The sequence below is a fragment of the Pseudodesulfovibrio sp. S3 genome, from assembly GCF_004025585.1.
Lineage (GTDB): Bacteria > Desulfobacterota > Desulfovibrionia > Desulfovibrionales > Desulfovibrionaceae > Pseudodesulfovibrio.
Genome location: NZ_QTZO01000011.1, coordinates 32477 through 58179, shown reverse-complemented (window position 1 = coordinate 58179; position 25703 = coordinate 32477). Strand labels below are relative to the sequence as shown.

The 25703-nt window shown below is 58.5% G+C and carries 32 protein-coding genes; 9 read left to right on the top strand and 23 right to left on the bottom strand.

All coding sequences use genetic code 11. The annotated features are described in order from the left end of the window. Window positions 1-125: 125 nt before the first annotated feature. Together DWB63_RS12390 and DWB63_RS12385 are read left to right on the top strand one after the other, a co-directional pair. Window positions 126-503 (top strand): helix-turn-helix domain-containing protein, encoded by a 378-nt coding sequence (locus DWB63_RS12390; protein ID WP_164879882.1) that lies wholly within the window; start codon window positions 126-128, stop codon window positions 501-503. Between the two features lie 43 nt (window positions 504-546). After that, window positions 547-933, top strand: a complete 387-nt coding sequence (locus DWB63_RS12385; protein ID WP_164879881.1) for an Hpt domain-containing protein — start codon at window positions 547-549, stop codon at window positions 931-933. 78 nt (window positions 934-1011) lie between these two features. Here DWB63_RS12385 and phoU read toward each other — a convergent pair whose 3' ends face one another. From phoU to DWB63_RS12345, 8 genes are all read right to left on the bottom strand, one after another. Next, on the bottom strand, window positions 1012-1677 hold the full coding sequence (gene phoU, locus DWB63_RS12380; protein ID WP_128329154.1) for a phosphate signaling complex protein PhoU: 666 nt from the start codon (window positions 1675-1677) through the stop codon (window positions 1012-1014). Between the two features lie 24 nt (window positions 1678-1701). Further along, the gene (pstB, locus tag DWB63_RS12375) at window positions 1702-2463 is read right to left on the bottom strand and encodes a phosphate ABC transporter ATP-binding protein PstB (RefSeq protein WP_128329153.1); all 762 of its coding nucleotides are present in this window, start codon (window positions 2461-2463) and stop codon (window positions 1702-1704) included. Window positions 2464-2585: 122 nt separating this feature from the next. After that, complete coding sequence (locus DWB63_RS12370) at window positions 2586-3221, bottom strand: AMIN domain-containing protein (protein ID WP_128329152.1); 636 nt, start codon at window positions 3219-3221, stop codon at window positions 2586-2588. Between the two features lie 71 nt (window positions 3222-3292). After that, on the bottom strand, window positions 3293-4252 hold the full coding sequence (locus DWB63_RS12365) for a glycosyltransferase (RefSeq protein WP_128329151.1): 960 nt from the start codon (window positions 4250-4252) through the stop codon (window positions 3293-3295). 10 nt (window positions 4253-4262) lie between these two features. Continuing rightward, the gene (locus DWB63_RS12360) at window positions 4263-4565 is read right to left on the bottom strand and encodes an Hpt domain-containing protein (RefSeq protein WP_128329150.1); all 303 of its coding nucleotides are present in this window, start codon (window positions 4563-4565) and stop codon (window positions 4263-4265) included. Window positions 4566-4574: 9 nt separating this feature from the next. Further along, entirely contained in the window at window positions 4575-5372 is a 798-nt protein-coding gene (gene budA / locus DWB63_RS12355) for an acetolactate decarboxylase (protein ID WP_128329149.1), read from the bottom strand. 8 nt (window positions 5373-5380) lie between these two features. Further along, a complete protein-coding gene (locus DWB63_RS12350) occupies window positions 5381-5926 on the bottom strand; it encodes a chemotaxis protein CheD (RefSeq protein WP_128329148.1) in 546 nt (181 codons plus the stop codon). A 76-nt stretch (window positions 5927-6002) separates the two neighbouring features. Beyond that, complete coding sequence (locus DWB63_RS12345; protein ID WP_128329147.1) at window positions 6003-7160, bottom strand: MFS transporter; 1158 nt, start codon at window positions 7158-7160, stop codon at window positions 6003-6005. Window positions 7161-7231: 71 nt separating this feature from the next. Between DWB63_RS12345 and DWB63_RS12340 the strand changes: the two genes are divergently transcribed. From DWB63_RS12340 to DWB63_RS12325, 4 genes are all read left to right on the top strand, one after another. Then, complete coding sequence (locus DWB63_RS12340) at window positions 7232-7663, top strand: DUF523 domain-containing protein (protein WP_128329146.1); 432 nt, start codon at window positions 7232-7234, stop codon at window positions 7661-7663. Continuing rightward, a complete protein-coding gene (locus tag DWB63_RS12335) occupies window positions 7660-8370 on the top strand; it encodes a YgjP-like metallopeptidase domain-containing protein (protein WP_128329145.1) in 711 nt (236 codons plus the stop codon). The genes DWB63_RS12340 and DWB63_RS12335 overlap by 4 nt, the downstream gene beginning before the upstream one ends. Window positions 8371-8423: 53 nt before the next feature. Next, on the top strand, window positions 8424-8765 hold the full coding sequence (locus DWB63_RS12330) for a metalloregulator ArsR/SmtB family transcription factor (protein ID WP_128329144.1): 342 nt from the start codon (window positions 8424-8426) through the stop codon (window positions 8763-8765). A gap of 90 nt (window positions 8766-8855) precedes the next feature. Next, complete coding sequence (locus tag DWB63_RS12325; RefSeq protein WP_128329143.1) at window positions 8856-9506, top strand: flavodoxin family protein; 651 nt, start codon at window positions 8856-8858, stop codon at window positions 9504-9506. A gap of 62 nt (window positions 9507-9568) precedes the next feature. On the opposite strand, the gene DWB63_RS12320 is transcribed toward DWB63_RS12325, so the two are convergent. Then, on the bottom strand, window positions 9569-9808 hold the full coding sequence (locus DWB63_RS12320; protein ID WP_128329142.1) for a hypothetical protein: 240 nt from the start codon (window positions 9806-9808) through the stop codon (window positions 9569-9571). A 92-nt stretch (window positions 9809-9900) separates the two neighbouring features. Here DWB63_RS12320 and waaF point away from each other — a divergent pair, with 92 nt between their 5' ends. Beyond that, a complete protein-coding gene (waaF, locus tag DWB63_RS12315; protein WP_128329200.1) occupies window positions 9901-10938 on the top strand; it encodes a lipopolysaccharide heptosyltransferase II in 1038 nt (345 codons plus the stop codon). Between the two features lie 363 nt (window positions 10939-11301). Here waaF and DWB63_RS12310 read toward each other — a convergent pair whose 3' ends face one another. The 13 genes from DWB63_RS12310 to DWB63_RS12250 form a co-directional block, all read right to left on the bottom strand. After that, entirely contained in the window at window positions 11302-11721 is a 420-nt protein-coding gene (locus tag DWB63_RS12310; RefSeq protein WP_128329141.1) for a F0F1 ATP synthase subunit epsilon, read from the bottom strand. A gap of 12 nt (window positions 11722-11733) precedes the next feature. After that, the gene (gene atpD, locus DWB63_RS12305) at window positions 11734-13131 is read right to left on the bottom strand and encodes a F0F1 ATP synthase subunit beta (protein ID WP_128329140.1); all 1398 of its coding nucleotides are present in this window, start codon (window positions 13129-13131) and stop codon (window positions 11734-11736) included. A gap of 16 nt (window positions 13132-13147) precedes the next feature. Next, window positions 13148-14026, bottom strand: a complete 879-nt coding sequence (locus tag DWB63_RS12300; protein WP_128329139.1) for a F0F1 ATP synthase subunit gamma — start codon at window positions 14024-14026, stop codon at window positions 13148-13150. A gap of 15 nt (window positions 14027-14041) precedes the next feature. Further along, window positions 14042-15550, bottom strand: coding sequence for a F0F1 ATP synthase subunit alpha (atpA, locus tag DWB63_RS12295; RefSeq protein WP_128329138.1), 1509 nt, complete (start codon window positions 15548-15550; stop codon window positions 14042-14044). A gap of 4 nt (window positions 15551-15554) precedes the next feature. Beyond that, the gene (gene atpH / locus DWB63_RS12290) at window positions 15555-16106 is read right to left on the bottom strand and encodes an ATP synthase F1 subunit delta (protein WP_128329137.1); all 552 of its coding nucleotides are present in this window, start codon (window positions 16104-16106) and stop codon (window positions 15555-15557) included. Then, window positions 16103-16687 carry a F0F1 ATP synthase subunit B gene (gene atpF / locus DWB63_RS12285; protein ID WP_128329136.1) on the bottom strand — a complete coding sequence of 195 codons (585 nt, stop codon included), beginning with the start codon at window positions 16685-16687 and terminating at the stop codon, window positions 16103-16105. The genes atpH and atpF overlap by 4 nt, the downstream gene beginning before the upstream one ends. Window positions 16688-16706: 19 nt before the next feature. Further along, window positions 16707-17129: an ATP synthase F0 subunit B gene (locus tag DWB63_RS12280; protein ID WP_128329135.1), complete on the bottom strand. Its 423-nt coding sequence runs from the start codon at window positions 17127-17129 to the stop codon at window positions 16707-16709. Window positions 17130-17252: 123 nt separating this feature from the next. Next, window positions 17253-17627, bottom strand: coding sequence for a polymer-forming cytoskeletal protein (locus DWB63_RS12275; protein ID WP_128329134.1), 375 nt, complete (start codon window positions 17625-17627; stop codon window positions 17253-17255). A gap of 58 nt (window positions 17628-17685) precedes the next feature. After that, window positions 17686-18798, bottom strand: coding sequence for a rod shape-determining protein RodA (gene rodA / locus DWB63_RS12270; protein ID WP_128329133.1), 1113 nt, complete (start codon window positions 18796-18798; stop codon window positions 17686-17688). Then, window positions 18788-20662, bottom strand: a complete 1875-nt coding sequence (gene mrdA, locus DWB63_RS12265; RefSeq protein WP_128329132.1) for a penicillin-binding protein 2 — start codon at window positions 20660-20662, stop codon at window positions 18788-18790. Before mrdA ends, rodA begins: the two co-directional genes overlap by 11 nt. After that, window positions 20646-21143 carry a hypothetical protein gene (locus DWB63_RS12260; RefSeq protein ID WP_241648840.1) on the bottom strand — a complete coding sequence of 166 codons (498 nt, stop codon included), beginning with the start codon at window positions 21141-21143 and terminating at the stop codon, window positions 20646-20648. The genes mrdA and DWB63_RS12260 overlap by 17 nt, the downstream gene beginning before the upstream one ends. After that, window positions 21118-22002: a rod shape-determining protein MreC gene (gene mreC / locus DWB63_RS12255; protein ID WP_128329130.1), complete on the bottom strand. Its 885-nt coding sequence runs from the start codon at window positions 22000-22002 to the stop codon at window positions 21118-21120. Before mreC ends, DWB63_RS12260 begins: the two co-directional genes overlap by 26 nt. Before the next feature lie 94 nt (window positions 22003-22096). Beyond that, window positions 22097-23140: a rod shape-determining protein gene (locus tag DWB63_RS12250; protein ID WP_128329129.1), complete on the bottom strand. Its 1044-nt coding sequence runs from the start codon at window positions 23138-23140 to the stop codon at window positions 22097-22099. A 181-nt stretch (window positions 23141-23321) separates the two neighbouring features. On the opposite strand from DWB63_RS12250, the gene DWB63_RS12245 reads away from it, so the two are divergent. After that, the gene (locus tag DWB63_RS12245) at window positions 23322-24308 is read left to right on the top strand and encodes a TIGR01212 family radical SAM protein (protein WP_128329128.1); all 987 of its coding nucleotides are present in this window, start codon (window positions 23322-23324) and stop codon (window positions 24306-24308) included. Next, the gene (locus DWB63_RS12240) at window positions 24305-24820 is read left to right on the top strand and encodes a methylated-DNA--[protein]-cysteine S-methyltransferase (RefSeq protein ID WP_241648839.1); all 516 of its coding nucleotides are present in this window, start codon (window positions 24305-24307) and stop codon (window positions 24818-24820) included. Before DWB63_RS12245 ends, DWB63_RS12240 begins: the two co-directional genes overlap by 4 nt. On the opposite strand, the gene DWB63_RS12235 is transcribed toward DWB63_RS12240, so the two are convergent. Further along, window positions 24786-25703, bottom strand: coding sequence for a DMT family transporter (locus tag DWB63_RS12235; RefSeq protein ID WP_241648838.1), 918 nt, complete (start codon window positions 25701-25703; stop codon window positions 24786-24788). The genes DWB63_RS12240 and DWB63_RS12235 overlap by 35 nt on opposite strands.

The window sequence follows — 25703 nt, the reverse complement described above, 5'->3', positions numbered from 1 at the left end:
ATAATGGTGAGAAAAGATCAAGTACGCACTTTATAGTTCTATAGTAACCAATTGGATACTATTGGCCGTTGTCCGGAGGGCGTATTCCGGGCGTTCGGTTGATGGTCGTATTATCGGAGAGAATAATGAGTATTTCGTGCCCCCTGAAGATGTGCGGCGACAAGAAGTATTATTGCAGCATGGAGTTGACGCTCCAGGTCATTGGCGGCAAGTGGAAGCCGATCATCGTCCACAGGCTGGGCAGCGAAGGCACGCTCCGGTTCAGCGAGGTGAAACGGTCCATTCCCAGCATTACCCAGAAGATGCTCACCCAGCAGCTCCGAGAGCTGGAGGCGGACGGCGTGGTTCGCCGCGAGGTCTATGCCCAGGTGCCGCCCAAGGTTGAATATTCCCTGACCGAGTTGGGGCAGAGCGTCATGCCGGTCCTCGTCAACCTCTGCCAGTGGGGGACAAAGTATGAGGAATGGCATGCACGGCAGGAATGCCGGGCACAGGCCGTCTGACAGGTTGTCTCCCTGCCCCCCCACCTTGTTGCTGGAGATTGTAATGTCTGAACCTCAAGACTACTTGCCCGGTCCGTCCGATGAACCGGATTCGGTTCTACCAAGCGGATTCGATCTGGATGCAGCCTGCAAGGCCATGGAATTGAGCCGGGAGGAGATGCTGCTTTTTCTGCCTGAGGCCGCAACGGAAATCAGGATCAGGATTGATGCGGCCAGGAAGGCCCTGCTTGCTTCCGCCCTTGGGGCGGTGACCCTCAACAGCCATACCATCAAAAGCGTTGCCGCGTCCCTGGGTGTTGAATCCGTCCGCCTGGCAGCGGAAGTGCTGGAAAAAAATGCCCTGGAAGGCAATGGACAGGCCTGTGCTGCGCTATTGGATTCCCTTGAGCGCAGAGTAGCCGGTCTGCTCGTTGAGCTGGACAGCCCCTAGACCGCCGACTGCCTTCTTCAAACAAGAAACCGCCCTGCCCGGATCAAGCCGGACAGGGCGGTTTTTCGGGTGCGGGAATCAGCCTCTGCAGTTGTGTTTCATGCTGGTGCCTTCGACGATGAAGACAACGGATTCGGCAACGTTGGTGGCCAGATCGCCGATGCGTTCAAGGTGGCGTGCGCCGATGATGGCATGAACGCCGCGTTCCACGATGCGTGATTCGGAGACCATCTCGGCCACCATCTGGCGCAGGATGGAGATATTCAGGTCATCGGCCTTGTCATCCATGCGGCAGACCTGACCGGCCAGGGTCACGTCGTCGTCCACATAGGCCTTGAGGGCTTCGGACAGCATCAGTTTGACGATGTTGGCCAGATTTTCCATTTTGGGGTTGTGGGGCATGGGCGGCCTGGATGCGAGGAACATGGCCCTGTGTGCCAGGTTGACGGCTTCGTCTCCCAGTCGCTCCAGATTCACGGTTATGCGCTGTGCGCCGATAATGGTCCGCAGGTCAACGGCCATGGGCTGGTCGAGTGCAAGTAGTTCCAGGCAGAAATTGTCTATCTGGTCTTCCATTTCGTTGATGGCGTCGTCGCCCACGATGACGGCTTCGGCCAGGTCGGAGTCGTTTTCAAGATATGCCTTGATGGCCTTGTGCACGGCGGATTCGGAAAGGGCTGCCATGCGCAGGACTTTGACCCTGAGGTCTTCGAGTTTTTTTGAAAAATGTGCGCGTTGTTCCATTGAGTAGGTCCTCTGAGCTTCAGCTTAACCGAAACGCCCCGTTATATAATCTTCTGTCTGTTTGTTGGCCGGATTGGTGAACATCGACTTTGTATCGTCCATCTCGATGAGCTTGCCCATGTAGAAGAACGCCGTGCGGTCGGAAACGCGGGCCGCCTGCTGCATGGAGTGGGTGACTATGATGATGGTGAAGTCCTTTTTCAACTCGTGAATCAGGTCCTCGATTTTTTGGGTGGCGATGGGGTCCAGGGCGGATGCGGGTTCGTCCATGAGCAGGACCTCGGGCTCCACTGCCAGGGCGCGGGCGATGCACAGCCGTTGCTGCTGTCCGCCGGACAGACCCAAAGCCGACGTTTGCAGGCGGTCCTTCACCTCATCCCAAAGGGCGGCGCCCAGGAGGCTCTCCTCCACTTTCTGTTCCAGGTACTGCTTGTCCTTCATGCCGTTGACGCGCAGGCCGTAGGCCACGTTCTCGAAGATGGTCTTTGGAAACGGGTTGGGTTTCTGGAAGACCATGCCGATGCGGCGGCGCAGGGAGACGACGTCAAGGCCGGGTGCGTAGATGTCCTCGCCGTCCAGGACCATCTTACCGGTCACGCGGGTGCCGGGTATGAGGTCGTTCATGCGGTTGATGCACCGCAAATATGTGGATTTGCCGCAACCGGAAGGTCCGATGAGAGCCGTGACTCTGTTGAGTTCGAAATTGATGCTGATGTCTTCCAGCGCCTTGAAGTCTCCGTAATGGAAATCAAGGTTTGTGGAAGCCACCTTTATGGTGGTCGTCATTGAGTAAGTTCTCCATGGCAAATAAAAGATATGTTCCGCCACCGACGCAACAAACAACGACTAACCTGATGGAGTTACGCCACAATGACTTGAATGTTACAATTGTGCAACAGGGTCGGTTGTCAGGAGAGAGGGACCAAGATGAAAAGTTCATTGCCGTTCGCCTTGAACTGTGGTTCCACGCTTGCTGCGGGAAGTCTGCGGAAGTGAATAACCATCCTGAGCCGGTCGGAATGCTCGCCGATGACCACATGCTTGACCGCCCCATCGGACCGGATCACGTTCTTGCCTCTATACTGCCAGTTTCCGCGCAGGTCGATGACCAGCCGTCTGGGATCGGTGAGGTTGAGGTAGGTCGTGTCGCTGATGCTTCCGTCGGCCACGAGCTTCAAGGTGAACCCGAGCGGGGTTTCTTCCAGGCTGATGGACTTGATGTGTCCGCCGGTGTCTCCTGTGGCAGGCTCGGGTGAAGGTTCGGTCTTGTTTTCAGATGTCTCCGGGGGGATTACCTCCGGCGGAACGGTAGATTCTTGGGCTGGTTCCGGAGCAGTGACTACGGGGGTGTCGGGAGGTGTGTCCGAAGGGGTTTGCCCATCGGGCAGGACCATGGGCAGAACCGTGAAGTCCACGGTCATACGCAGTTGGTTGCGCACCTCGTCCTTTGTCGTGCCAAGGGACGCGGACATGGCACTGACCATGAACCCGACCGCAACGCAAGCCGTAATGAAAAGGACCCATTGCTTGAATGTTCGTGACATGTTTACCCCTCGCTCAAAGTAGCCTTTGAGGGGTATACTGGAATCTTTGGCGAATAGCAAAGCCGTTGGGGTCAGAGGGATTCGTAGAAGGTTTCGAGGTGGCGGATGACCCGAGTGTCCGACCAGTGATTCTCCATGAACCTGCGGCTTTTTTCACCAGTCATTTCGCAGTACTTTCGATTCAGGGACAATTCCCTCAGGAGGGAAGTCAATTCTGTCTGGTCGGTTGCGGTGATCCACGGCAGGGCAGTGGTGCCTGCGAATTCCGTGACCTGTTTCCGGTTCCAGTCGTCGAGTCCGGCGATGACGACCAATCCTTGGGAGAGTCCTTCCAGGCTCGATACGCCGTAATACCCCTGCATGTGGTCGAACAGGACATGGTTTCGCCGTTTGCGGGCCAGGCATACATCGTTCGGGACATCGTCGATGAGGTCCACGGAGATGTGGGCCTTGCGCTTGTTCACTTCGCGGATGGCCGCCAAAAACTCGTCGGTATTCTTGAGATCCTTGCGTGTGGGCGAGTGGCAGACCTTGAGTTGGCCCGGATCGTCATAGCGGCCCCACATGGGCTTGAACAGCGGTTCGTCGACGGGTACCAGGTTGGGCTGCCAGCGCGCCTCGGGCAGGAGCTTCATTAGGTCCGGGGTGGAGACGAGCAGGTTGGTCCGTTTGAGCGTGCGGTATTTGTCGCGAAAGGACTTCGGGTCGGAGCGGAAGTCGTGGTGTCCGTGGTGGTGGTGAACGATGGCTTTGCCCTTGAGGCGGTCCGCGGGCCTGAGACCGCCGAAGGACTGGTGTTCGTCGCAGGTCATGTGAAAGTGGAACACGTCCGCTGCGTCCATGAGAATGCTGATTTCCTCCACGCCATCGGGGCCGAGGTCGGGCACATGCAGGTCCTTTTCCCAGGAGTGGGCGTATCGGGTCTCCAGTGTGACCAGCCGGGCCGAGTGGTCGGTGTGCCGGTTCAGTGCCTTGCAGAACTGGATGGCGGTGCCGGCCGGATCGTTGATGGCGAACATGAGAATGCGCATGGTCCAGTGCCTACTTTTTATATATGATATCGACGTGTTCGATATAGTCGCGAACGGATTTGCCCAGCTCCCTGGCAAAGTCCAGCTCCTGGCATCTTCCTGCGCCTTCAATGGCGGCTCCCAGTTCGGTCAGAAAATCGAATCCGTATGAGGCGCCGGTTCCCTTGAGTGTGTGGCCAAGCTCCCGGACAGCATCGCTGTCCCCGGCGTCCAGGGCTGCTTCGAGCTGTTTAAGCTCTTGTCGCCGGATTTCCATGTACCGGGTCATGATGGGTTCAAGCTCCGGGGCAACGGTTACCTGAAATCTGTCCATGGGTGTGGATTATTCCTTCTTGGCAGGTTCCCTTTCCACGGCGTCCAGTTCCTTTTTCTTGTCGCCAGTCAGGTCGAGGGCGTCAAAGGCCTTGGATTGGGGCAGTTTGACCGTGAAGGAGCGCAGTCCGTCCATTCGGGCCGCGGTGGGCTCAAAGGAGCAGTCGAGAACATGTCCGCCGCCGGTCCGGTCCTTGGTCAGGAAGTGCCAATGGAAGCCGGGAACATTGATGCCCTTGACGAACGGCGGCGAGTAGAATCCCACCAGGGTGCCTTCGCCGGTAAACTGCACCACGACCTGATGTTTGACCACCTCTGCCAGAGGGGCATAGGGCGGGTTCTGTTTGGGAATGGCCCGCGCCTTGACATAGTTGAACCGTGTGTCGATGCGGATGGCGTAAAAGGCATTTTGTGTAGGCAGTCCTGCGGTCACGGCCTTGTTCAGTTCTTCCAGGCTCGTGGTCCGTTCCAATTTGAGAATGGCGTCCTCCTCGAAAAAGGAGACAGCGGCAAACGGGGCCTTGGCCGAGTCGGCCGGGATATCCGCGGCGCCTCCGGCGGAAACGTGGTAGGCGGTTCCGTCCAGCACCACCAGTTCGCCGTCCAAGCCGTTCAGTGTTCCCAGTCCGAAATCACCCTTGTGTTTGAGCTCTTCCATGGTCATTTCCCCGTCATAGACCCCTGCCAGCAGTGCGTCGATGGTGGAGTACTGGAACAGCGTGTCGCCGGCGGCAGCTTGGACAACGGTGAACAGGACCAGAATAAGGCTGACTGCCAGGCGCCCTGTTCGTTGAAGGGAGAGTGTCATGATTGCTCCTAGAATTTGTTGCCTTTCAGGGTGTTGTTATCCTGATTGGAGGGTGCGCTCTTGTTCAGTTTTTTGATCCAGATGTTACCGGTGCCGGTGTTGAAGATGAGTTTGCGCCCCTGCGCCCCTCCCACGTCTTCGGCCTGGATGTCCAGTCGGGCGAATTTGAGCAGTTTCTTTGCCATTTCGATGTTGCGCCTGCCGATGTTGTATGAACTGGAAGGCTCTGCATAGTTCACGGCCACGCCGGACCCGCCGCCGAACATCTTGATGACCAGTTCACGCCGGGGAATCCCGATCTTGTCCATGGTTTCCAGCATGTTTTGCAGGGCTGTGTCCACGTACCGGCATATTTGCGGCTCTCCGCCGTGCCGGTGCTTGCCGTCCGAACTGTCGGGCAGAAACGCGTGGCAGATGGTGCCTATGCCCATCTTTGGGGCAAACATGGTCACGGCAAGGCATGAACCGAGTACCGTGTTGACCAATGTAGGCTGTACGCCGATGAAACAGTCGCCTGTCTGCAGAAAAACCTTTGGGAGTTCACGTTCTTTCATCCAAATACCTGCTGGAGAGTTCAAAAGGTCGAGTCGAGAAAATATAGAATAGAGGCTACCATTTTGTAGATTCAAGTCAACCGGCTGATTTCATCTTGCGTATCTGGCCGGGAATCAGTTGTGAAAGGAGCAGTGAAATGAGCGACAGGACCGCCGCCCCGATGAAGACCACCTGGTAGTCGGCTATCCAGATCAGGCCGCCCATGATCGGGATGAACACGGCGGAAATGTGGTTTATGGTGAAGCCCACGGCCATGCCCGAGGCGATGTCGCGAGGGTCCGCGATCTTCTGATAGAAGGTCTTGATGCCTATGGCCAGGTTGAAGACCAGGTTGTCCGCCACGTACAGCGCTGCCGCCAGGAGGCTGCTCTCGGTGAAGGCGTAGCCCAGGAAGACCAGGGTCAGGGTGGTGTATTCCACGGTCAGCAGGGACCGTTCGCCGAATCGGTTGATGGCTTTGCCGATGAGCGGGTTGGCAAAGTAGTTGATGACGTTGTTCAGGACAAAGAGCGTGGTCACTTCCTGGATGGTATAGCCGAATTTTTCCACCAGCAGAAATACGGCAAAGGCCACGAATATCTGACGTCTGGCGCCGCTCATGAAGGTCAGGGCATAATAGAGCCAGTACGCCCGCTTGAAGACCATCTTCTTGAGCTGGGGCGTCAGATCCTGCCTGGACGGGTCGCGGGTCAGGGCCCATATGCCTGCGGCCACGGCCACCCCGCCGAGGATGGCGAACATCTGCGTGTAGCCGAGGTAGCTGGCCAGGAGGTAGATGGCTCCGCCCACGGTGATGTTGGTCAGGGCGTTCATGCTTCGCAGCCGTCCCATGACCACAGGGGCCTCGGTATGATTGAAATACTGTAGGGTGAGGGACTGGTTCATGGTCTCGTAGTAGTGGAATCCGAAGCTCATGAGCAGGGTGGTCAGGATGATGCCTGTCAGCGAAGGCAGCAACCCGGTCAGAACTACGCCCAGGCCGAGAATGACCACGGACAGGGCTGCCAGGCGGTGCTCGCTTATGATCATGATGACGTAAATGGCCAGCAGGGCCAGGAATCCCGGTATCTCACGAACGGATTGAACGATGCCCATGCCCAGACCGTCCAGCCCGGCCACGTCCACGGCAAAGTTGTTGAGCAGGGTGCGCCACCCCTGGAAGGCCACCCCCGAGCCTATTACGAGCACGAGGAGAAAAATGTACATCCGGCGTTTCTTGAGCTGGTCGGTCATTGGGGTTCCTTGTTTGCGGGAAGGAGACAATAGGGCTTTGACTTGTGAAAAATCAAGTATAGAATCCTCACATGAAACATGCACCTATCATCGTTTCCGCCTGCCTGGCGGGCATCTACTGCCGTTACAGCGGCGAGGGCCAATCCTTCGAGCCTGTGGTGGACCTGATCCGACAGGGCCGGGCCATCCCGTTCTGTCCCGAGGTTTTCGGCGGCCTGCCCACGCCGCGTCTGCCTTGCGAAATCCAGGGCGGTTGCGTCGTTGATTCGGATGGAATCGACCGTACCGCCGAATTCAGGCGCGGCGCCGAGGAAGGGCTCAGACTGGCCCGGCTCGCGGGCTGCACCGAAGCCATTCTCAAGGCGTATTCCCCTTCCTGTGGCTCGGGCATCATTTACGATGGCACCTTTTCCTCTACCCGCATTCCGGGTGACGGTTTGTTCGCCGAGCTGCTCAAGAAAAACGGCATCCTGGTCCGCTCCGAGGAGGATGTGTTCGGGTGAAGACGTTTGCAGGTCTGCCCCTGACCGTCAAGGCCAACCCCCGTGCGAAAAGGGTGCTGGTCAAGCTGGTGCCTGGCCAGGGGGTGGAGGTGGTCACGCCCAACGGATTTTCATCGCATCTGGTGCCAGATATCCTTGAAGAAAAGCGGGGGTGGATAGAGCGGACCCGTGACAGGATGGTGGTGAGAGGCACGGACTTGTCCGGCAGGCTGCCTGATCTGCCGGATTCCATCGATTTCAGGGCGTGGGGCAGGACGGTCCGGGTGGACTACCTGGACCGCGGGGACAGGGCAAAGGTTGTGGAAAACGCGGTTCGCCTGCAAATCAGCGGACCTGTCGAGGACCGGGCCGCGATCCTCAAGGCCCTGCAATCCTTTACGCTCAAAAAGGCGCGTCAGGTGCTCCTGCCGTGGCTGGAAGCAGTCAGTGACCGAACCGGCCTGGCCTATTCGGCCCTGCGCGTGCGCCGACAGAAGACCCGCTGGGGCAGTTGCTCGTCCCGGGGAACCATCAGCCTGAACGCCAAACTCCTGTTCCTGCCCCCGGACCTGGTGGAACACCTGCTCCTTCATGAACTCTGCCACACGCGGCATCTCAATCATTCCAATGCGTATTGGGCCTGCGTGGCCCGGTTCCAACCGGACTACCGGCGCCTGGAGGACGAGGTCAGGCGCGGCGGGAAATTCGTGCCGAGCTGGTTTGCCTGAGTTTCGTTTTTTCGGTGTTGACATGGTGCTAAATCGAGAGCAGTGTTCGAAACATGTCGAAGACTGAAAGCGAAAACGGTTCCGGGCCGCTTGCGGAGAGCGAACTGGAACAGATGTCCCGCATGTTCAAGGCGCTGTCCAATCCGCACCGGTTGCGTATCTACCGGCAGCTCTCAGGCAATGGGAGCGGAGCCGTGAGCAAGTCCCCTGAGGAATTCCAGAATTGCCAATGCGGTTTTGCCGAGCGGTTTGGGCTGGCTCCGTCCACGGTGTCGCATCATTTCAAGGAACTGCGAGAGGCCGGGCTCATTCATATGAAAAGAGAGTCAAAGAATGTGCTGGTATGGGTTGACCGCGAAGCAGCCAGAAAGCTCGGCTGTGTGCTGAACGGATAGCGCTCTTTTTTTGCGGTCAGCCTTCGAAGCTTTTCGAATAATAAAACAACAAGGGCAGCTCGATCTGCCCCAAGAGACAGGGGAGTCACCATGAAATTGCTGGCATTCAACGGCAGTCCCAGGAAGAAGAAATGGAATACGGTCACCATGCTGGAGCACGCTCTGGAGGGCGCGCGCGAGGCGGGCGCGGAGACCGAGCTGGTGCACCTCTATGCGCTGGACTTCAAGGGGTGTGCGAGCTGTTTTTCCTGCAAGCGGCATGACCGCACGGCAACGGGCGTGTGCGTGCTCAAGGACGACCTGAAGCCGATCCTGGAGCAGGTCCGCACGGCGGACGCGATCATCCTGGGCAGCCCGGTCTACTATAGCTGCGAGACGGCCTGCGCCCGAGCCTTCCTGGAGCGGTTGCAGTTCCCGTACCTGAACTACGCCAACTACGAGGAGTCGCATTTTCCCCGACACATGCCCACCGGCTTGATCTACACCATGAACGTCCCGGCCGCCCATCACGCGGAGTGGGGCTATGACGTGATCTTCGAGCGCACCCGCAGCATCATGGCCCGCCACTTCGGCTCCTGCGAGCTGGTCATTGCCGACAACACGGTGCAGTACGACGACTACGACAAGTACGAGACCGGCTTCGACAAGAACAAGAAGGCCGCCCACCGCGCCGAGTTCTTCGCCAAACAATGCCAGCAGGCCAAGGAAATGGGCGCCCGCCTGATCACCGGCCAAAAATAGCACCCCGCTGAAGGCGGCACCAAAAAGTTTGGGAAAGGAGAGGGGAAGGGGGGCCGGAGGCATTAACTCTCGGCGTTTTCGAATTTTTCCCGGATGATGGCCGCATCCTGGTCGCGGGCAGCGAGTTCCAGGCCTTTGGACTGGCCGTGGCAGCGGAATCCATCGGGGCCGAAGGAGATGTATCCGGCCGACAGAGCCGTGGTGTAGGGCATCTGTTCGCGCATTTCGTCGAAGTTGATGCGGTTGGGGAATATGACCGGGACGGCAGCACCGGAAAAATCTTCGAACATGATATATTTCATGGGTCGTCTCCTTTGATGGGCTCAGCCTACTGACAAGACGCCCCCAGATCAAGATGTTGCCTGAAATTGTCGGACAAGGTAAACCTAGCGTGATGCAAGAATACAAGAAAATTGCCGTCTGGCAGACCGCGTTTCTGGGTGACGCCGTGCTGACCCTTCCACTGTTGCGGGCGCTCAAGGACCGTTTTCCCGGTGCCGAAATCCATTTCTTTGTCCGTGGCGGGGTCGAATCCGTTTTCCGGGGCCAGCCCGAGATCGTTTCTGTCCGCCCTTTTGCCAAGCGCGGCGCTCAGAAGTCGCTGAACGCAGCGGTCCGGTTCGGCTGGGAACTGGGGCGGGAAGGCTTTGACCTGTGGATTTCCGCCCACACCAGTCTGCGCTCTGCATTGATCGGCGGGGCCACGGGCATCAAGAGGCGCATCGGCTACAATCGACCATGGTTCAACCGTCTGGCCTACACCGAGACCGTGGACAGACGCTTCAGTGAACTGGAAGAGATCGAGCGGCTTATGGAGTTGGTCCGGCCGTTGGGTATTGATGGACCCGCGCCCGAAGCCCGACTGGTGCTTTCCCAAGAGGCGCGTGAGGCGGCGGACTGGTTTTGGCGCACCAAGAATTTCGACCGTCCGGTGCTTGGTATCCATCCCGGGTCCACCTGGCCCACCAAGTGCTGGCCCGTGGAATATTTCAGCGAGATTGTATCCCGGGCGTCTTCCGAAGGCGCGCATGTCCTTGTCTTTGCCGGTCCGGGTGAAGAAGCTGTCGCGGCGCGGGTGCTCGCGGAAGCGCAGGGGGACATTCGGAATGTCACCAACCTTGCAGGGCAGCTCCGGTTGCCGGAATTGGCGGCCTACCTCGGCAAGCTGGACTGCTATCTGACCAACGATTCCGGTCCCATGCATCTGGCCTGGACCCAGGGCACGCCGCTGGTGGCCCTGTTCGGTCCCACGGTCAGGTCTCTGGGCTTTTTTCCGCGCGGGGAGAATGCGACCGTCATGGAGACCGACCTGGATTGCCGCCCCTGCGGCCTGCACGGCCCCAAGGTCTGCCCCAAGGGACACTTCCGATGCATGAAGGAAGTAACCCCGGATCTGGTATGGGGTGAGTTGAAGGCAAAGCTCGGGCTGTAAGCGTCCCGTAGCTCGCTACGCTCGGAGACGGGCTTGTGTTGTCGTTCTTCGTGCCGGTTGGCGATTGGGCGCGGAAAAAAAGGAACCAGCCTTTCTCTTTATTTCGATACAGTCTGCAATATTTTTCCACCCACAACCCTTTTTGTTTCTCCAGAAAGTTTCGCTGAACCCACCTTTCCCCCCAAAAAAACAAGTTAGTTTACCCCGCCGAAGGCGCGATAAAAAGTTCTGAAGGGGGAGTCCAGAGGGGGAACCTCTTTCAAGAGGTTCCCCCTCTGGCCGCCGGAGGCCTTCCCCCCCCAAAGAAAAAGGGCGGTTCCGTGAGGAACCGCCCTTTATTTGTAGGGTGAGGATCAGTTCGATTTAGCAGGTTCCTGCGTTCTGTCCGTTGGACTTGCAGCTGATGCGCGATATGGCGCGCTTCAGAGCAGCCTGGTTGCGGACGGCTTCGAGCTTTTCCTTGGCGGCTGTAGCGCGCTGTTCGGCGCGCTCCTTGGCCTTTTGGGCGCGGGCAACGTCGATCTCGGTGGCCTTTTCAGCAACTTCGGCCAGGATGGTGACCTTGTTGTTGCTGACTTCGGCGAATCCACCGGAAACGAAGACGTAGTGCGCCTTGCCGCTTTGTTTATAATGAAGATTGCCGATTCCCAGTGCGGACAGGAAGGGAACGTGGCTCGGCAGTACACCGAATTCACCCAGGATACCGGGTGCGCCAACGTATTCCACGTCCTCGGAAAGTACTTTCCGATCGGGAGTGACAATTTCAAGTTTCAATGTTGCCATGAATTACCTCGCTTACTGCTTGGCTTTTTCGATAGCTTCCTCGATGCCACCGCACATGTAGAAGGCCTGCTCGGGCAGGTCGTCGTACTTGCCGTCAAGGATGTCGCGGAACGCCTTAACGGTGTCCTCGGTCTTGACGTAGACACCGGAAACACCGGTGAAGGACTCTGCAACGTGGAACGGCTGGGACAGGAAACGCTGGACGCGACGGGCGCGGGCAACGGTCAACTTGTCGTCGTCGGACAGTTCGTCCATACCGAGAATGGCGATGATGTCCTGAAGGTCCTTGTACTTCTGCAGTACGGACTGAACTTCACGGGCCGTTGCGTAGTGCTCTGCACCCAGAACTTCCGGGGAGAGGATACGGGAGGTGGAGTCCAGCGGGTCAACTGCGGGGTAGATACCGAGCTCGGCGATCTGACGGGAGAGAACCAGGGTTCCGTCAAGGTGCGCAAAGGTGGTAGCCGGTGCAGGGTCAGTCAAGTCATCAGCAGGAACGTAAACAGCCTGGACCGAGGTAATGGAACCCTTGTTGGTGGAGGTAATACGCTCCTGGAGGCCACCAAGGTCAGTACCCAGAGTCGGCTGGTAACCAACTGCGGAAGGCATGCGGCCGAGAAGTGCGGAGACCTCTGCGCCTGCCTGGGTGAAGCGGAAGATGTTGTCGATGAAGAGCAGCACGTCCTGGCCTTCGTCGTCACGGAAGTACTCTGCGCAGGTCAGTGCAGTCAGAGCAACACGGGCACGGGCTCCCGGAGGCTCGTTCATCTGGCCGTAGACCAGCACGGCTTTCTCCAGAACGCCTGCGTCCTTCATTTCGTGGTAAAGGTCGTTACCTTCACGGGTACGCTCACCAACACCGGCGAACACGGAGATACCACCATGCTGCTTTGCGATGTTGTTGATCATTTCCATCAGAATAACGGTCTTGCCAACACCGGCGCCGCCGAAGAGGCCCATCTTGCCACCCTTGGGGAAGGGGATGAGCAGGTCAACGACCTTGATGCCGGTTTCGAGCAGTTCAACCTTGGTGGACAACTCGGTGAAGGCGGGAGCTTCACGGTGGATGGGGAGACGCTTTTCGCAAGGAACGGGGCCCAGTTCGTCGCAGGGTTCGCCAATGACGTTCATGATGCGGCCAAGGGAACCCCTGCCCACGGGAACGGTGATGGGAGACTCAAGGTCGACTGCTTCCATGCCGCGGACGAGCCCTTCGGTGGCGTCCATGGCGATGGTGCGAACTACGTTGCTGCCAAGATGCTGGGCGGTCTCGCAGATGAGGACCGGTGCATCGACGTTGTTGGGGTTTTTAATCTCCAACGCAGACTGAATGTAGGGAAGATTCCCTTCGGCAAATTCGACGTCGACAACGGCGCCAATTACCTGGACGATTTTACCAATATTAGCCATTTCTCATAGCCCCCTTTTATCCTTTCAGCGCTTCCACGCCGCCGACAATGTCCATAAGATCGCCAGTGATGGCGGCCTGCCTTGTCTTGTTGTAAAGCAAGGTCAGGGTATCCGTCAGATCGTCACACGCCTTGGTGGCGTTGTCCATGGCAGCCATACGGGCCGCATGCTCGGAGCAGGACGTGTCGAGCAGGCCACGGTAGACCTGGACCTTGATGAACCGAGGCAGAAGCTCGGCCAGCAGGCCTTCGACGGACGGTTCATACAAATAGTCTCCACTGCCGCCAGAAGCGGCTTCGTCTTCGATCTCCGCCGCTGCCATGGGCAGGATGGTGAGGTCGACAGGAAGCTGCCTTGCCATGCTCTGGAATTCACCGAACACCACGTGGACCTCATCGAGATCCCCGCTGACGTAGCCGTCGATCAGCTCATTGCCGACACTGGCTGCCAGGGTGAAGTCGAAATGGGTCATGGCGTCGCCTTCGGCGCGCACCATTTCGTAGTCGGTTTTCTTGAAGGCGTCGCGGGCTTTCTTGCCGATGCAGTACATCTTGACTGTCTTGCCTTCCGAAGCCTTCATGTTGGCCAATTTCATGGCCTTGTTGATAATATTGCCATTGAATGCGCCACAGAGTCCGCGGTCTGAAGTGGTTACCATGATTCCCACGGTCTTCACTTCGTCCCGGACCTCCAGCAGCGGATGTACCGATTCGTCAGCGCCGGCTGCCAAGTCTCCGAGCATCTCATAAAACTTGTCCGCATACGGACGGAAGCGTTCGATACGCTCCTGTGCGTTGCGCAGTTTTGCCGAGGCCACCATGTTCATGGCCTTGGTGATCTGCTTGGTTTTCTTGACGCCAACGATCTGATTTTGGACGTCTCTTAACGAAGCCATTCAGTTACCCCTTAGTTAAGCGCTGAAGCTTTTCTTGAACTCTTCGATAGCTGCCCTGAGGTCTGCTTCGACAGCATCGTCGATCATTTGCTTCTCTGCAATGGAGTTGAGAACAGCGGATTTGGCGTTGTTCATGAACTCAAGGAATTCGGCCTCGAACTTCATAACGGCCTCAACCGGAACGTCATCCAGGAATCCGCGAGTACCGGCAAACAGAACAGCGACCTGTTCCTGAACGGTCTGCGGCTTGTACTGGGGCTGCTTCAGGAGCTCGACCATGCGGGCGCCGCGATTCAGCTTGGCCAGGGTACCTTTGTCCAGGTCGGAACCGAAGGATGCGAATGCAGCCAGTTCACGGTACTGGGCAAGGTCGAGGCGCAGAGTACCGGCAACCTGCTTCATGGCCTTGATCTGTGCGGCACCACCGACTCGGGAGACGGAGAGGCCGACGTTGATGGCCGGGCGGACGCCGGACAGGAACAGGTTGGGCTCCAGGTAGATCTGACCGTCGGTGATGGAGATAACGTTGGTCGGAATGAACGCGGAGACGTCACCGGCCTGGGTTTCGATGACGGGCAGGGCGGTCAGGGAACCGGCGCCGAGGCTGTCATTGACCTTGCAGGAACGTTCCAGAAGTCTGGAGTGAAGGTAGAAAACGTCACCGGGGTATGCTTCACGGCCCGGAGGACGGCGGAGCAGGAGAGACATTTCGCGGTAAGCGGTGGCCTGCTTGGAAAGGTCATCGTAGCAGATCAGGGCGTGCTTGCCGTTGTCACGGTAGAACTCCGCCATGGTGGCACCGGTGTAGGCAGCGATGAACTGCAGCGGTGCGGGCTCGGAAGCGGTGGCGGAAACGATGGTGGTGTATTCCATGGCGCCGTGCAGGCGAAGGATGTCGGCAACCAGTGCGACGGAGGCCTTCTTCTGGCCGATGGCAACGTAGAAGCAGTGCACATCGGTGGTCTTCTGGGCCAGGATGGCGTCGATGCAGACAGCGGTCTTGCCGGTCTGACGGTCGCCGATGACCAGCTCGCGCTGGCCGCGGCCAACCGGGGTCATGGCGTCAATGGCCTTGAGACCGGTGTAGCAGGGCTCGTGAACGGATTTACGGGAAATGATACCGGGGGCCTTCATTTCGACCGGACGGGTCTCGGTGGTGTCAATGGGTCCCAGGCCGTCAATGGGCTCGCCCAGGGGGTTGACAACGCGGCCCATGACGCCGTCGCCGACCGGAACGGAGTAAATCTTGCCGGTACGCTTGACGGGGTCGCCTTCTTTTACACCGGTATCAGCGCCCAGCAGGGCGACACCGACGTTGTCCTCTTCCAGGTTGAGAACCATGCCCATCAGGCCGCCGGGGAATTCCAGCAGCTCCATGGCCATGACGTTTTCTACGCCGTGCACACGAGCAATACCGTCACCAACGTAGAGGACGGTACCGGTCTCGCTCATTTCAACACGAGACTCATAATTCTGAATCTGGTCCTGAATGATTTTGCTGATTTCTTCTGCTTTGATCTGCATTGCCCTACTCACCCCTTTTAATATTTTCTTTCAAAATCTGCAGCTGAGCCTTGAGGCTGGCGTCCATGACTTTGTCCCCGACCTTAAGGACGATACCGCCGAGAATGGACTCGTCGGTAGCGAAAGACAGTTCCAGCTTCTTGCCGGCCTGTTTTTCGAGGTTAGCCTGGATTGCAGATTTTCTTTCCTCGTTGAGTGCGCTCACCGTGACGAGCTCACCGGAGATGACACCGGACACGGCGTCCATCATTGCCTTATAGTCATATGCGATGGTGGGAATCATCCCGACCCGGCCACGATCAGCCAGAAGGTCGCAGAAGTTCTTGACCATCGGATCGACCGAAACTTTTTCGAGCATCTGGTTGAGTACGGCTTTCTTCTCTTCGGCATTGAATGACGGGTTCTTGAAGAAGACCATGGCCTCGGGCGCATCTTCCAGAGAAGCACCGATGGCATTCAGCTGCTCGCCGTACTTTGCCTGCTCGGCTTCGCCCTTGGCTGCGCCAACGGAAAACAAGGCGTTGGCGTAACGGCGGGATACTACGTTACCGATCAATTGAGCACCACCTTTGTTAAATAGTCATCCACGAGCTTGTCGTGGTCATTGGCGCTCAACTTTTCGGCAATGATCTTTTCGGCAGCCGCGATGACCATGTCGGCCATTTCGCCGCGGATGGTCTTGATGGCAGCCTGCGCTTCGTTGGAAGCGGTACGCTTTGCCTGTTCGGTGAGAGCCTTGGCTTCATGTTGCGCCTTCTCGATGATGGCGGCCTTGAGAGCCTCGCCCTGAGCCTTGGCGTCGTCCAGGATCTGCTGCTTTTCCTGAGCCATGTTGGCAATGCTGCTTTCAACTTCCTTGAGCTTCTTCTCGGCCTCGACCTTGCGGGTCTGCAAGTCGTCGAGATTCTGCTTGATGCCGTCGCGACGGCCCACGAAGAAATCCTTAATCTTGGCACCGGCGAACTTGTAGATCACCCATGCGAAGATGGCGAAGTTGAGCATGCGCAGGCCATAGTCTTTCACGTTAGCGGCCGTGAAAACAGCATGACCTGCGGCTGCGCCTTCATTGGCAAAAGCGACAGAGGAGACAGCCATGGCGGTCAGCAGGACCGCAAAAAACACATTCTTCCGTTTCAAAATGAAACCCTCCTCTTGTCTAAGCCTGGCCCAGGATTTTGCCTGTTGCCTGCTCAGCGTATTTGTCCACGTCCTTGGTCAGCTGGTCCATGGCGGCCTTGACCTGAGACTGAATTTCGGCGCGTGCGGTCTGGATGGTGCTGGAAGCTTCTTCGCCAGCAACGGACAGCATGGCCTGCTCCTGGGCCACGCCCGCTTCCTTGGCGGTGTTGCGAATATCTCCGGCTTCCTTGCGAGCGGCGGCAAGTTGGGCTTCATAATCAGCCACTTTTTTCCCGGCGCTCTCGTTGAAGTCTTCGATTTTCCCCAGTTGATCAGCCATCAACCCCTTGCGCTTCTTGATGATTTCGCGAATCGGCTTGATAAGCACGACGTTCAGCAAGAAGACCATGACAACGAAATTCAGGCCTTGGATAAAAATTGTTTTGTCTGGTATAACCATACCATATGCCCCCGATGAGGTTGTGAATTTTGGCGCAAAGTCACTGGCAATTACCCAATTTCAAGGGTTGTGTCAAAGGCTTTTTGCCTTTGCACTCCTTGGAAATCGCGCCCTCAAAACCGATTAAGACTGATCGGAATCTTTTTCCGGCTTTGTGTCTGAAGCGGTGCCGAGGCTGCCCATGATGAGTTCGCCTTCAAGTACCGCACCTTCCTCGACAACCAGGACCGGAGTCCTGATATTGCCCTGCAAATTTGCTGTCTTGTGCAGGACGACCTTGTTTTTTGCCTCGACCTCGCCCTTGATTTTTCCTGACAGGACGAGCTGGCCGACCTTGATCTGCCCCTCTACAATGGCTTCCTGACCAATGACCAGCGTTCCTTCGGACACCACTTCACCCTGGAAGTTGCCGTCGATGCGGACAGCACCCTGAAAGTGCAACTTGCCGTGATAATTGGTTCCGGCCCCCAAAAACGCATTAATTTCATCTCTGGCCATGAAAACCGCTCCTGCAAAACCTGGTTGTGAAATCCGGGCTGTGTTCGGCGTGTCGGGATCAGGCCTGCTTGAACAGGAACCGACGCATTGACACATTAAGCACAAGCCCGACGAGACAAAAATTTACCAGCGTGGCACTGCCTCCGTAACTAATAAACGGAAGCGGTATGCCTACCACCGGCATCAGCCCGAGGACCATACCCGTATTTATCAGGATTTGCCAGAAGAAATAGAAGAACACGCCCGCCGCAAGATAGGATCCGAACAGCCCTCGGGCGTCGCGCGCAATGACCACCATCTGATAGAGAAATACGCAAAAGAGGGTCAGCAGGACCATGGTCCCCACGAATCCCCATTCCTCGCCGAAAACAGCCACGGCAAAGTCCGTGTGGCGCTCGGGCAAAAAACGGAGCTGTGACTGGGTGCCTTCCAGGAAACCCTTGCCCCAGAAGCCGCCGGAGCCGATGGCGATTTCAGATTGGATGATGTGATAGCCTGCCCCCAGCGGGTCTGTTGTGGGGTCCAGAAAGGTCATTATGCGCTGTTTCTGATAGTCGTGCATGAAAAACCAGGACAGCGGAAGCAGTGACGGGATGGCCACCAGGCATGTCTTGAACACGCGTGGAGTGACCCCCCTGAACAGGATCATGCCGCCCAGGATCATCAGTATGGACAGGCCGGAACCGAGGTCGGGCTGCTTGATGATCAGCGCGGCCAGGATCAGGCCCACGCCGAACACGTAGCCCAGCCGCAGGAAGTCCAGCGGCTCGCGTTCCTTGGACAAGATGCGCGCGCCCACCAGGAGGATGGCGATCTTGGCCAGTTCCGACGGTTGGAAATTCATGAATCCGAGGTCGAGCCAGCGCCGAGCCCCGTAGATGGTTTTGCCGGCGAAGAACACGGCGATAAGCAGGATCACCGTGGCCCAGAAGAGCGGCCAGGCCAGGGTTTTCAGGTGGCGGTAGTCGAAAAACATGAAGGCCACCATGCCCATGAGGCCCACGAGCCCCCACAGCAGTTGCCGGTGGTAGTATGCGGCGACGTTCATGCCTTCTTCCAGCCGGAATCCGCTGGCCGAGTAAAGGTTGAGCACGCCGATCAGGAAGAGGATGACGGCCAGGCCGAGGAGCGGCCAGTTGATGTAGAGCAGCAGTCTGCGGTCAATTGGCACGGGGCTTCTCCTTTTTCTTGAGGGAGAGGGCGCGGACAGCCTTGGCCTTGCTTTTTCTCTCTTCGGGGTTGGGGGTGACCTTGTCCAGGAACAGGTAGTCAATGACGGCCTTGACTATGGGGCCGGCCCCGGAGCCGCCGTGCAGTCCGTGTTCCACCAGCACGGCGATGGCGAACCGGCGTCCGTCCTTTTCCGCGATGGCGGCCATCCAGGCGTGGTCGCGGAACTTGTACGGGATTTGGTCATCCTTCAGTTCCTTGAGTTCGTCGGTCAACCGAACCACCTGGGCCGTGCCGGTCTTGCCGCCCACGACAACATCCTTTGTGCGTATCCGTCTACAGGTGCCGTGGGCATCGTTCACGGTCTCCACCAGGGCGCGCCTGAGGCGCTCGATCTGGCCCTGATCCAGAGGGATTTCGGCTTGAACTACAGTTTTTTCATCCTTGAGCAACAGCGGTTTGAGCAGTTTGCCGCCGTTGAGAATTCCGGCAAAGAAACGGACTACCTGGAGCGGTGTGACCAGGGTGTATCCCTGGCCGATTGCCATGTTCAGGTTGTCGCCTCCCTGCCAGCTTTCGCCGAACCGTTTCTGTTTCCACTCCTTGGTGGGCATGATGCCCGCCTTTTCGTGGGGCAGGCGGATGCCGGTCTTGTGGCCGAAGCCGACGGCCTGGGCGAATTCGCTCATGCGGTCCACGGTCAGCTTTTTGCCCATCTTATAGAAATAGACGTCGCAGGACTCCACCAGGGCGCGATCGAGATTGACGTTTCCGTGTCCGCCCTTGCGCCAGCAACGGAAAACTCTGCGGCCGAGTTTGGTGGACCCGGAGCAGAACACGGTCTCCTTGGGGTCGAGCATCCCGTAGTGCAGTCCGGCGCCGGCCACCACGTGCTTGAAAATGGAGCCGGGCGGGTACACGGATTGGATGACTCGATTCTGCATGGGGTGGAGCGGGTTGTCCCGGAGTTTGGCCCATTGATCCGGGGTCAGGCCCGAGGAAAAATCGTTGGAATTGTATGACGGTGCCGTTGCCAATGCCCAGAGTTGGCCGGTATCGGCGTCCATGACCGCCACGCCGCCCGCTTCCTCTTCCAGCCAATCCATGGCCAGCTTCTGCAAACCCAGGTCCAGGGATAGGGATATTTCGTGTCCGGCCTGCGGGTGCTTGAGGACGCGTTCCTTGAGCCGCCGGCCGTTGACGTCCACTTCGAACTGGGTCAGCCCCTTGATGCCGCGCATGCGGTCTTCCAGCATGAACTCGATGCCCTGCTTGCCCACGTAATCGCCCAGGGCCAGCTCGGGTTTTTTCCCCATGTCTTCCTCGTTGGCCTCGGCCACATACCCGAGCACGTGGGCGAACAGGGTGCCGTATCGGTAGAGGCGGCGGGGTCGGAACTGGATTTCCAGGCCGGGCCAGCGGAGTTTGTTGGTCTCAATGAGCGCGAGTTGCTCGAAGTCCAGGTCCGGGATGACGATGAGCGGCTCGAACGGCTTCACCCGCTTGCGGTTCTTGTTGTAGAGGGTCTTGAGCTCCAGGAAGTCCTTGCCGGTCCAATCCGCGATTTGCTGAACCAGTTTGTCTATGTCCGGGCAGTCTTCCCGGACGATGCCCAGGGCGTAGGCCGGCTCGTTCACGGCCAGGAGGTCTCCGTTGCGGTCGCGGATCAATCCGCGCGGAGAAAAGACCGCTTCCTGGCGGAGCTGATTATCCCGTGCCTTGAGGGCATACTCCTCGCCCCGGTGAATCTGGAGATACCAAAGCCGGACGGCAAAAAGACAGAAGACCCCCAGGATGAGCGTCTGAAGCAGGAGCAGGCCCGCGCGCGGCGGCTGCTGGTCGGATTCGTTATAGAGGTTTGACATCCTGCCTCAGTCTTTTGGGGTAGAAATAGTCTGCAATGGTCCAGATCAGCGGAAAGGCCACGGCCTGCATGGCCCCCTGAATGAAGATGGGCTTCAGGTTCACCTGCAGGTTTACCAGCGAGGAGAGGCCATAGACCAGTGCGGGATGAAGGAGGCCCAACCCAATGCCTATCAGGCCCATGAACAGGAAGGATCGGGCTTCGAACAACCAGCGGCCCATGAAATAGAAGGCGATCAGCAGTCCATACCATGCCAGCCCATAGCCGAAAGGCAGACTGCCCGTTCCTTCAACGAGCAGAATCCAGATCAGGCCCAGCAATGCGGTGCGTTGCCCGCTCTCCTCCTCCTGCAGGGAGAGGATGATGCCGGGGGCAAAAAAATCTATGCCGGGCAGGGTTCGCTGTGCCCATATGCCGAGAACTGTGTAGATGGACCACCACAGGATGGTCAGGACGCTATTGGTCGGACGCACCGTCAACATCCTCCTTCTGGGCAGGGGGGCCGTTTTCTTCTGCCGGAGAATCCGGTTCCCGATTGAGGAGGAGCACCTCTTCAAGGCCGGACATGTCCACCAGCGGCTCGGCCAGGACCGTCAGGAACAGGGATATGTCCGACCGCTGGATCTTTGTCACACGGGCTACGGGCAGTCCCTTGGGATAGATGCCGGACAGGCCGGAAGAAAGCAGCAGTTCGTCCGGATCAATGATTGCGTTCAGGTTGATGTAGCGCAGCAGAAGCTGCTTTCCATACCCTTGACCCGAGAGCATGCCCGGCGACCGGTTCTTTTCTCCGATGACCGCGATGCGGCTGTTGGGATCGGTCAGGAGCAGGACCGTGGAGGTGGCGGCTCCGGTGCGCAGGATGCGGCCGACCACGCCGCTCAGAGAGACCACGGGCATGTCGTCGACCACGCCTTCCGCACGGCCCTTGTCCACGGTCAGCGTGTCCAGAACACCCACCGGACCCATGCGGTGCCCGATGACGCGTGCCCCGGAGAAGGTCCATTGGTCGGGGGGGGTGAAACCCAGAAGGGCCTCCAGTCGTTTGGCAGAGCTGGCCTGGGCATTCATGAGCATGTTGGTGCGCCGCAGGTTCGAGGCCTCTTCCTTCAGGGCGTCGTTCTCCTGCTTGAGTCCCACCAGATAGATATAGCGGTTCCAGAAGTCCGACACCTTGTCCGAGACCCATATGCCGGGGCGCAGCACGACCCCGGAGATGTCCAGGCCGGTGTAGCTGGACAGGGCATCCAGGTGGCCGGTGCGCAGGTTCCAGGTGTACAGCGACAGGTACACGAACAGGCAGGCCACGATGAGGATGGCGAGTCTTTTTTGTCCTCTCATGTTGTTTCCCCTGCCAACTTATGAAAGCGCACAATTGCGGAATTCTGGCAATCGTGCGCTTTCGGATACCCGTTGTTTGGTCATATCGAGCCGGCTAGTCGGTGGTGATGTCCTTGTACAGGTCGATATTGTCCAGCGCCTTGCCCGAACCGAGAACCACTGCAGTCAGCGGGTCATCCACCACGGTGATGGGCAACTGGGTCTCGTGTTGGAGCAGTTGGTCCAGCCCCTTGAGCAGCGCGCCGCCGCCGGTCAGGACGATGCCCCGATCCACGATGTCCGCCGCCAGTTCGGGCGGGGTCTGTTCCAGCGCGATACGTACGCCCTGAACAATGCTTTCCACCTGTTCGCTAATGGCCTCGCGGACCTCTTCGGCGGTGATGGGGCGGTTCTGCGGGATGCCGGTGACCAGGTCGCGTCCCTTGACTTCCATGATCGGTTCTTCGTCCCCCAGGGGGTAGGCGGAGCCGATGTGGATTTTGATCTGTTCCGCAGTGGATTCACCGATGAGCATGTTGTACTTGCGTTTGACGTGCTGCATGATCGCTTCGTCCATCTTGTCGCCGCCGACACGGACAGAACGGGCGTAGACGATACCGGACAGGGAAATGACGGCGATCTCGGTGGTGCCGCCGCCGATGTCCACGATCATGTTGGAGGTCGGTTCGGTGATGGGCAGGTTCGCGCCGATGGCCGCGGCCATGGGCTCCTCGATGAGGTAGACCTCGCGGGCGCCTGCACTCTGGGCCGATTCCCTGACCGCGCGTTTTTCCACCTGGGTGATGCCGGTGGGCACGCAGATCATGATGCGGGGGCGGACCAGCCTCCGGGAGTTGTGGACCTTGGAGATGAAGTGGCGAAGCATGGCTTCGGTCACTTCAAAGTCGGCTATGACACCGTCTTTCATGGGTCTGATGGCCACGATGTTGCCCGGCGTGCGGCCGAGCATCTTCTTGGCCTCGGCACCCACGGCCAGGACGGTTTTGCCGCCGCGGGAGTCTTTTTTTACAGCCACTACGGACGGCTCGGAAAGCATGACGCCCTTGCCTTTGACATAGACCAGGGTGTTGGCCGTGCCCAGGTCGATGGCGAGGTCGTTGGAAAATGAGCCGATGATTCTGTTGAGCAGGTTACCCATGTACCCCCCGTTCAAAAATTCAAAACTTGTGTAAGAAACCTATGCGTGAAACGCGCTTCCCTTGGGGGAACTTCTGCGCTAGCGTACATTATCAACTGATGATTCGTACCAAATGAAACCCGGTCTAGCAATACGCCATTGTCGGTTTGGGTACTTTTTCTCAACTTTTTCTAAAAAACAGATGCAGCGCACCTTCGGACTGTCCACTTATATGCGTCAGCGGTTCGGCCGCAGGGTTCAGAAAATCCCTCTGGACGCCGGGTTTTCCTGCCCCAATCGGGACGGAACTCTTTCTCGGCACGGCTGTGTGTTCTGCAACCCCATGGGGTCCGGGTCCGGTTTTCTCGAAAAAGGGCTTTCCATTGCGGAGCAATGGGATTTTTGGCGGGACATCCACGTGAAAAAGCACGGTCTTTCGCTTTTCACCGCCTATTTGCAATCCTACTCCAACACGTTCGGTCCCGTCGAGAAGCTGGCCGATGCCCTGGCCGGACTTGACGGGCTGCCCGGTCTCACCTGCCTTGCGCTGGGCACCCGGCCCGACTGTTTGGATGCGGCCAAGCTCGATCTTCTGGCCGCGCAAAAGGAACGGCTCGGCCTGGGCGAGATATTCCTGGAGCTGGGGTTGCAGTCTTCGAACGACGCCACCCTGATACATATAAATAGGGGTCACGACAGTGCCGCCTTTGCCGAGGCCGCCGGGGCCGCTGCGGAACGGGGGCTGACTGTGGTGGCGCACGTCATGGCCGGACTGCCCGCCCCGGATGGCCGCGAGGGGTTGGAGGAGCTGCTGACCACCGTGGATTTCGTCAATGCGTTGCCCGTGCGCGGCATCAAGTTTCATAACCTGTTCGTCTGCCGGGGAACCCAACTGTCCAGGTGGTTCGAGGAGGGGCGGTACACCCCGCCCACCCAAGACGAATATCTGTCCTGGCTTGGGGAGGCGGTCATGCGCCTTGACCCGAAGACCGTCATCCACCGTCTCAACGGGAACCCGGCGCAGGGGGAACTGGTCGCGCCGGAGTGGGCGGGCAACATGCGTCGGCTGCACAATGCTGTGCGGGACCATTTCGAGCAAAACAACCTATGGCAGGGCAAGCGGAACCGGGCCGAACTCGGTCCGCCTGCGTGGTTCGAGGCCGGATTCGGACCGGGGGAGGACGTATGATGGATGGAAATGATCAGCGTATGGAATGTGTCGGAACCGGGCAGCTTGTCCTCTGTCTGCACTGGGCGGGGACCTTGATTCGCGGGATTCAGCTGCACCGTCCCGGTGAGGTGTCCATGTCCGAAAATCCTTCAGAACATGCCCGGCTCCTGGCAGAGGCCCTGGCCAGATACGAGGCGGGCGGACCGCCGGACTGGCCGGAACTCCCCCTGGATTTCTCCGGGGTGAGCGAATTTCAGCGGGCCACCCTTGAGGAACTCCGGCTGATAGCGCCCGGTACCACCCGGACCTATGGGGAACTTGCCGCGCGTCTGGGCAGGCCCGGCGGGGCGCAGGCAGTGGGCCGGGCCATGGCGGCCAACCCCTTTCCCGTCATCTATCCCTGCCACCGTGTGGTGGGCGCGAACGGTGCCATGACCGGTTTTTCCGCCGGGGGCGGCATTGAAATGAAAAAGTGGTTGCTGCGTCTCGAAGGGGCTATTCAGGGCGAGTTGCCCTTGCTTGCCGATTGAACCTGGGATGTGTCGCCAGGACGATGCCGCCCACGATGAGCAGGAATGAGGTCAGGTGAATCCAGGTAATGGGTTCTCCCAGAAAAAGGTACGCCTCGATGCCGGAAAAGAGCGGCAGCGAGTAATATATCAGCGATGCATTCACCGGCCCGATGGCGGTCACGGCCCGGGTCCAGAGCATGTACGATATGAGTGAAGCCCCGAGGCCGATGTAGAGTATGGACCCCAGAACCGGCAGCGTCATGTTCCACTGGGGGGCCAGTGTCTGTTCCAGGAGGGCGGCCGGAATGAGCGGGAGCACACCGATGAGGAAGGTGGAGCCGAGGTAGGCGGCCTGGGTCATGTCGGTCGGTTTTTTCCTGAGAATGATGGAGTATACTGCCCAGAGGAGTCCGGCCAGGAGCATCCACAGGTCGCCGATCCGAAATTCCAGTTCCAGCAGCGCCCCGAAATCGCCGCGGGTGACCAGGGCGACAATGCCCGCCACGGCCACGGACATACCTGCCATGCGCGGCATTGTCAGCGGCTCTCCCAGAAATATTCGGGACAGAATTATGGCGAAGACCGGCGTGGTGGTGGCAATGAGCGACATGTTCAATGCCTCGGTGGTGTGGGCTGCCGTGTAGATGACGGTGTTGAATACCGTCACGCCGATCAGGGCGGAGGCGAACAGGTGACGCCGGTGCCGGACAATGCGTTGCCGCTCCCGCCACATGACGGGCAGGGAAAACGGCAGGATGAAGCAGGTCGCGGTGGCCCAGCGCAATGCGGCCAGGGTGACGGGCGGGACCATGTCCCCCAGCCCCCTGGCCACGATGAAATTCCCGGACCAGATCAGGGTTGCGAGCAGGGCGCAGGCAGCGCCGATCAGGGAGGGGTTCAA

Excerpts from the sequence above, each read along its gene's own strand:
- DWB63_RS12390 (WP_164879882.1), top strand. The coding sequence starts at position 126 with ATGAGTATTTCGTGCCCCCTGAAGATGTGCGGCGACAAGAAGTATTAT.
- DWB63_RS12385 (WP_164879881.1), top strand. The coding sequence starts at position 547 with ATGTCTGAACCTCAAGACTACTTGCCCGGTCCGTCCGATGAACCGGAT.
- phoU (WP_128329154.1), bottom strand. The coding sequence starts at position 1,677 with ATGGAACAACGCGCACATTTTTCAAAAAAACTCGAAGACCTCAGGGTC.
- pstB (WP_128329153.1), bottom strand. The coding sequence starts at position 2,463 with ATGACGACCACCATAAAGGTGGCTTCCACAAACCTTGATTTCCATTAC.
- DWB63_RS12370 (WP_128329152.1), bottom strand. The coding sequence starts at position 3,221 with ATGTCACGAACATTCAAGCAATGGGTCCTTTTCATTACGGCTTGCGTT.
- DWB63_RS12365 (WP_128329151.1), bottom strand. The coding sequence starts at position 4,252 with ATGCGCATTCTCATGTTCGCCATCAACGATCCGGCCGGCACCGCCATC.
- DWB63_RS12360 (WP_128329150.1), bottom strand. The coding sequence starts at position 4,565 with ATGGACAGATTTCAGGTAACCGTTGCCCCGGAGCTTGAACCCATCATG.
- budA (WP_128329149.1), bottom strand. The coding sequence starts at position 5,372 with ATGACACTCTCCCTTCAACGAACAGGGCGCCTGGCAGTCAGCCTTATT.
- DWB63_RS12350 (WP_128329148.1), bottom strand. The coding sequence starts at position 5,926 with ATGAAAGAACGTGAACTCCCAAAGGTTTTTCTGCAGACAGGCGACTGT.
- DWB63_RS12345 (WP_128329147.1), bottom strand. The coding sequence starts at position 7,160 with ATGACCGACCAGCTCAAGAAACGCCGGATGTACATTTTTCTCCTCGTG.
- DWB63_RS12340 (WP_128329146.1), top strand. The coding sequence starts at position 7,232 with ATGAAACATGCACCTATCATCGTTTCCGCCTGCCTGGCGGGCATCTAC.
- DWB63_RS12330 (WP_128329144.1), top strand. The coding sequence starts at position 8,424 with ATGTCGAAGACTGAAAGCGAAAACGGTTCCGGGCCGCTTGCGGAGAGC.
- DWB63_RS12325 (WP_128329143.1), top strand. The coding sequence starts at position 8,856 with ATGAAATTGCTGGCATTCAACGGCAGTCCCAGGAAGAAGAAATGGAAT.
- DWB63_RS12320 (WP_128329142.1), bottom strand. The coding sequence starts at position 9,808 with ATGAAATATATCATGTTCGAAGATTTTTCCGGTGCTGCCGTCCCGGTC.
- waaF (WP_128329200.1), top strand. The coding sequence starts at position 9,901 with ATGCAAGAATACAAGAAAATTGCCGTCTGGCAGACCGCGTTTCTGGGT.
- DWB63_RS12310 (WP_128329141.1), bottom strand. The coding sequence starts at position 11,721 with ATGGCAACATTGAAACTTGAAATTGTCACTCCCGATCGGAAAGTACTT.
- atpD (WP_128329140.1), bottom strand. The coding sequence starts at position 13,131 with ATGGCTAATATTGGTAAAATCGTCCAGGTAATTGGCGCCGTTGTCGAC.
- DWB63_RS12300 (WP_128329139.1), bottom strand. The coding sequence starts at position 14,026 with ATGGCTTCGTTAAGAGACGTCCAAAATCAGATCGTTGGCGTCAAGAAA.
- atpA (WP_128329138.1), bottom strand. The coding sequence starts at position 15,550 with ATGCAGATCAAAGCAGAAGAAATCAGCAAAATCATTCAGGACCAGATT.
- DWB63_RS12280 (WP_128329135.1), bottom strand. The coding sequence starts at position 17,129 with ATGGTTATACCAGACAAAACAATTTTTATCCAAGGCCTGAATTTCGTT.
- DWB63_RS12275 (WP_128329134.1), bottom strand. The coding sequence starts at position 17,627 with ATGGCCAGAGATGAAATTAATGCGTTTTTGGGGGCCGGAACCAATTAT.
- mrdA (WP_128329132.1), bottom strand. The coding sequence starts at position 20,662 with ATGTCAAACCTCTATAACGAATCCGACCAGCAGCCGCCGCGCGCGGGC.
- DWB63_RS12260 (WP_241648840.1), bottom strand. The coding sequence starts at position 21,143 with ATGTTGACGGTGCGTCCGACCAATAGCGTCCTGACCATCCTGTGGTGG.
- mreC (WP_128329130.1), bottom strand. The coding sequence starts at position 22,002 with ATGAGAGGACAAAAAAGACTCGCCATCCTCATCGTGGCCTGCCTGTTC.
- DWB63_RS12250 (WP_128329129.1), bottom strand. The coding sequence starts at position 23,140 with ATGGGTAACCTGCTCAACAGAATCATCGGCTCATTTTCCAACGACCTC.
- DWB63_RS12245 (WP_128329128.1), top strand. The coding sequence starts at position 23,322 with ATGCAGCGCACCTTCGGACTGTCCACTTATATGCGTCAGCGGTTCGGC.
- DWB63_RS12240 (WP_241648839.1), top strand. The coding sequence starts at position 24,305 with ATGATGGATGGAAATGATCAGCGTATGGAATGTGTCGGAACCGGGCAG.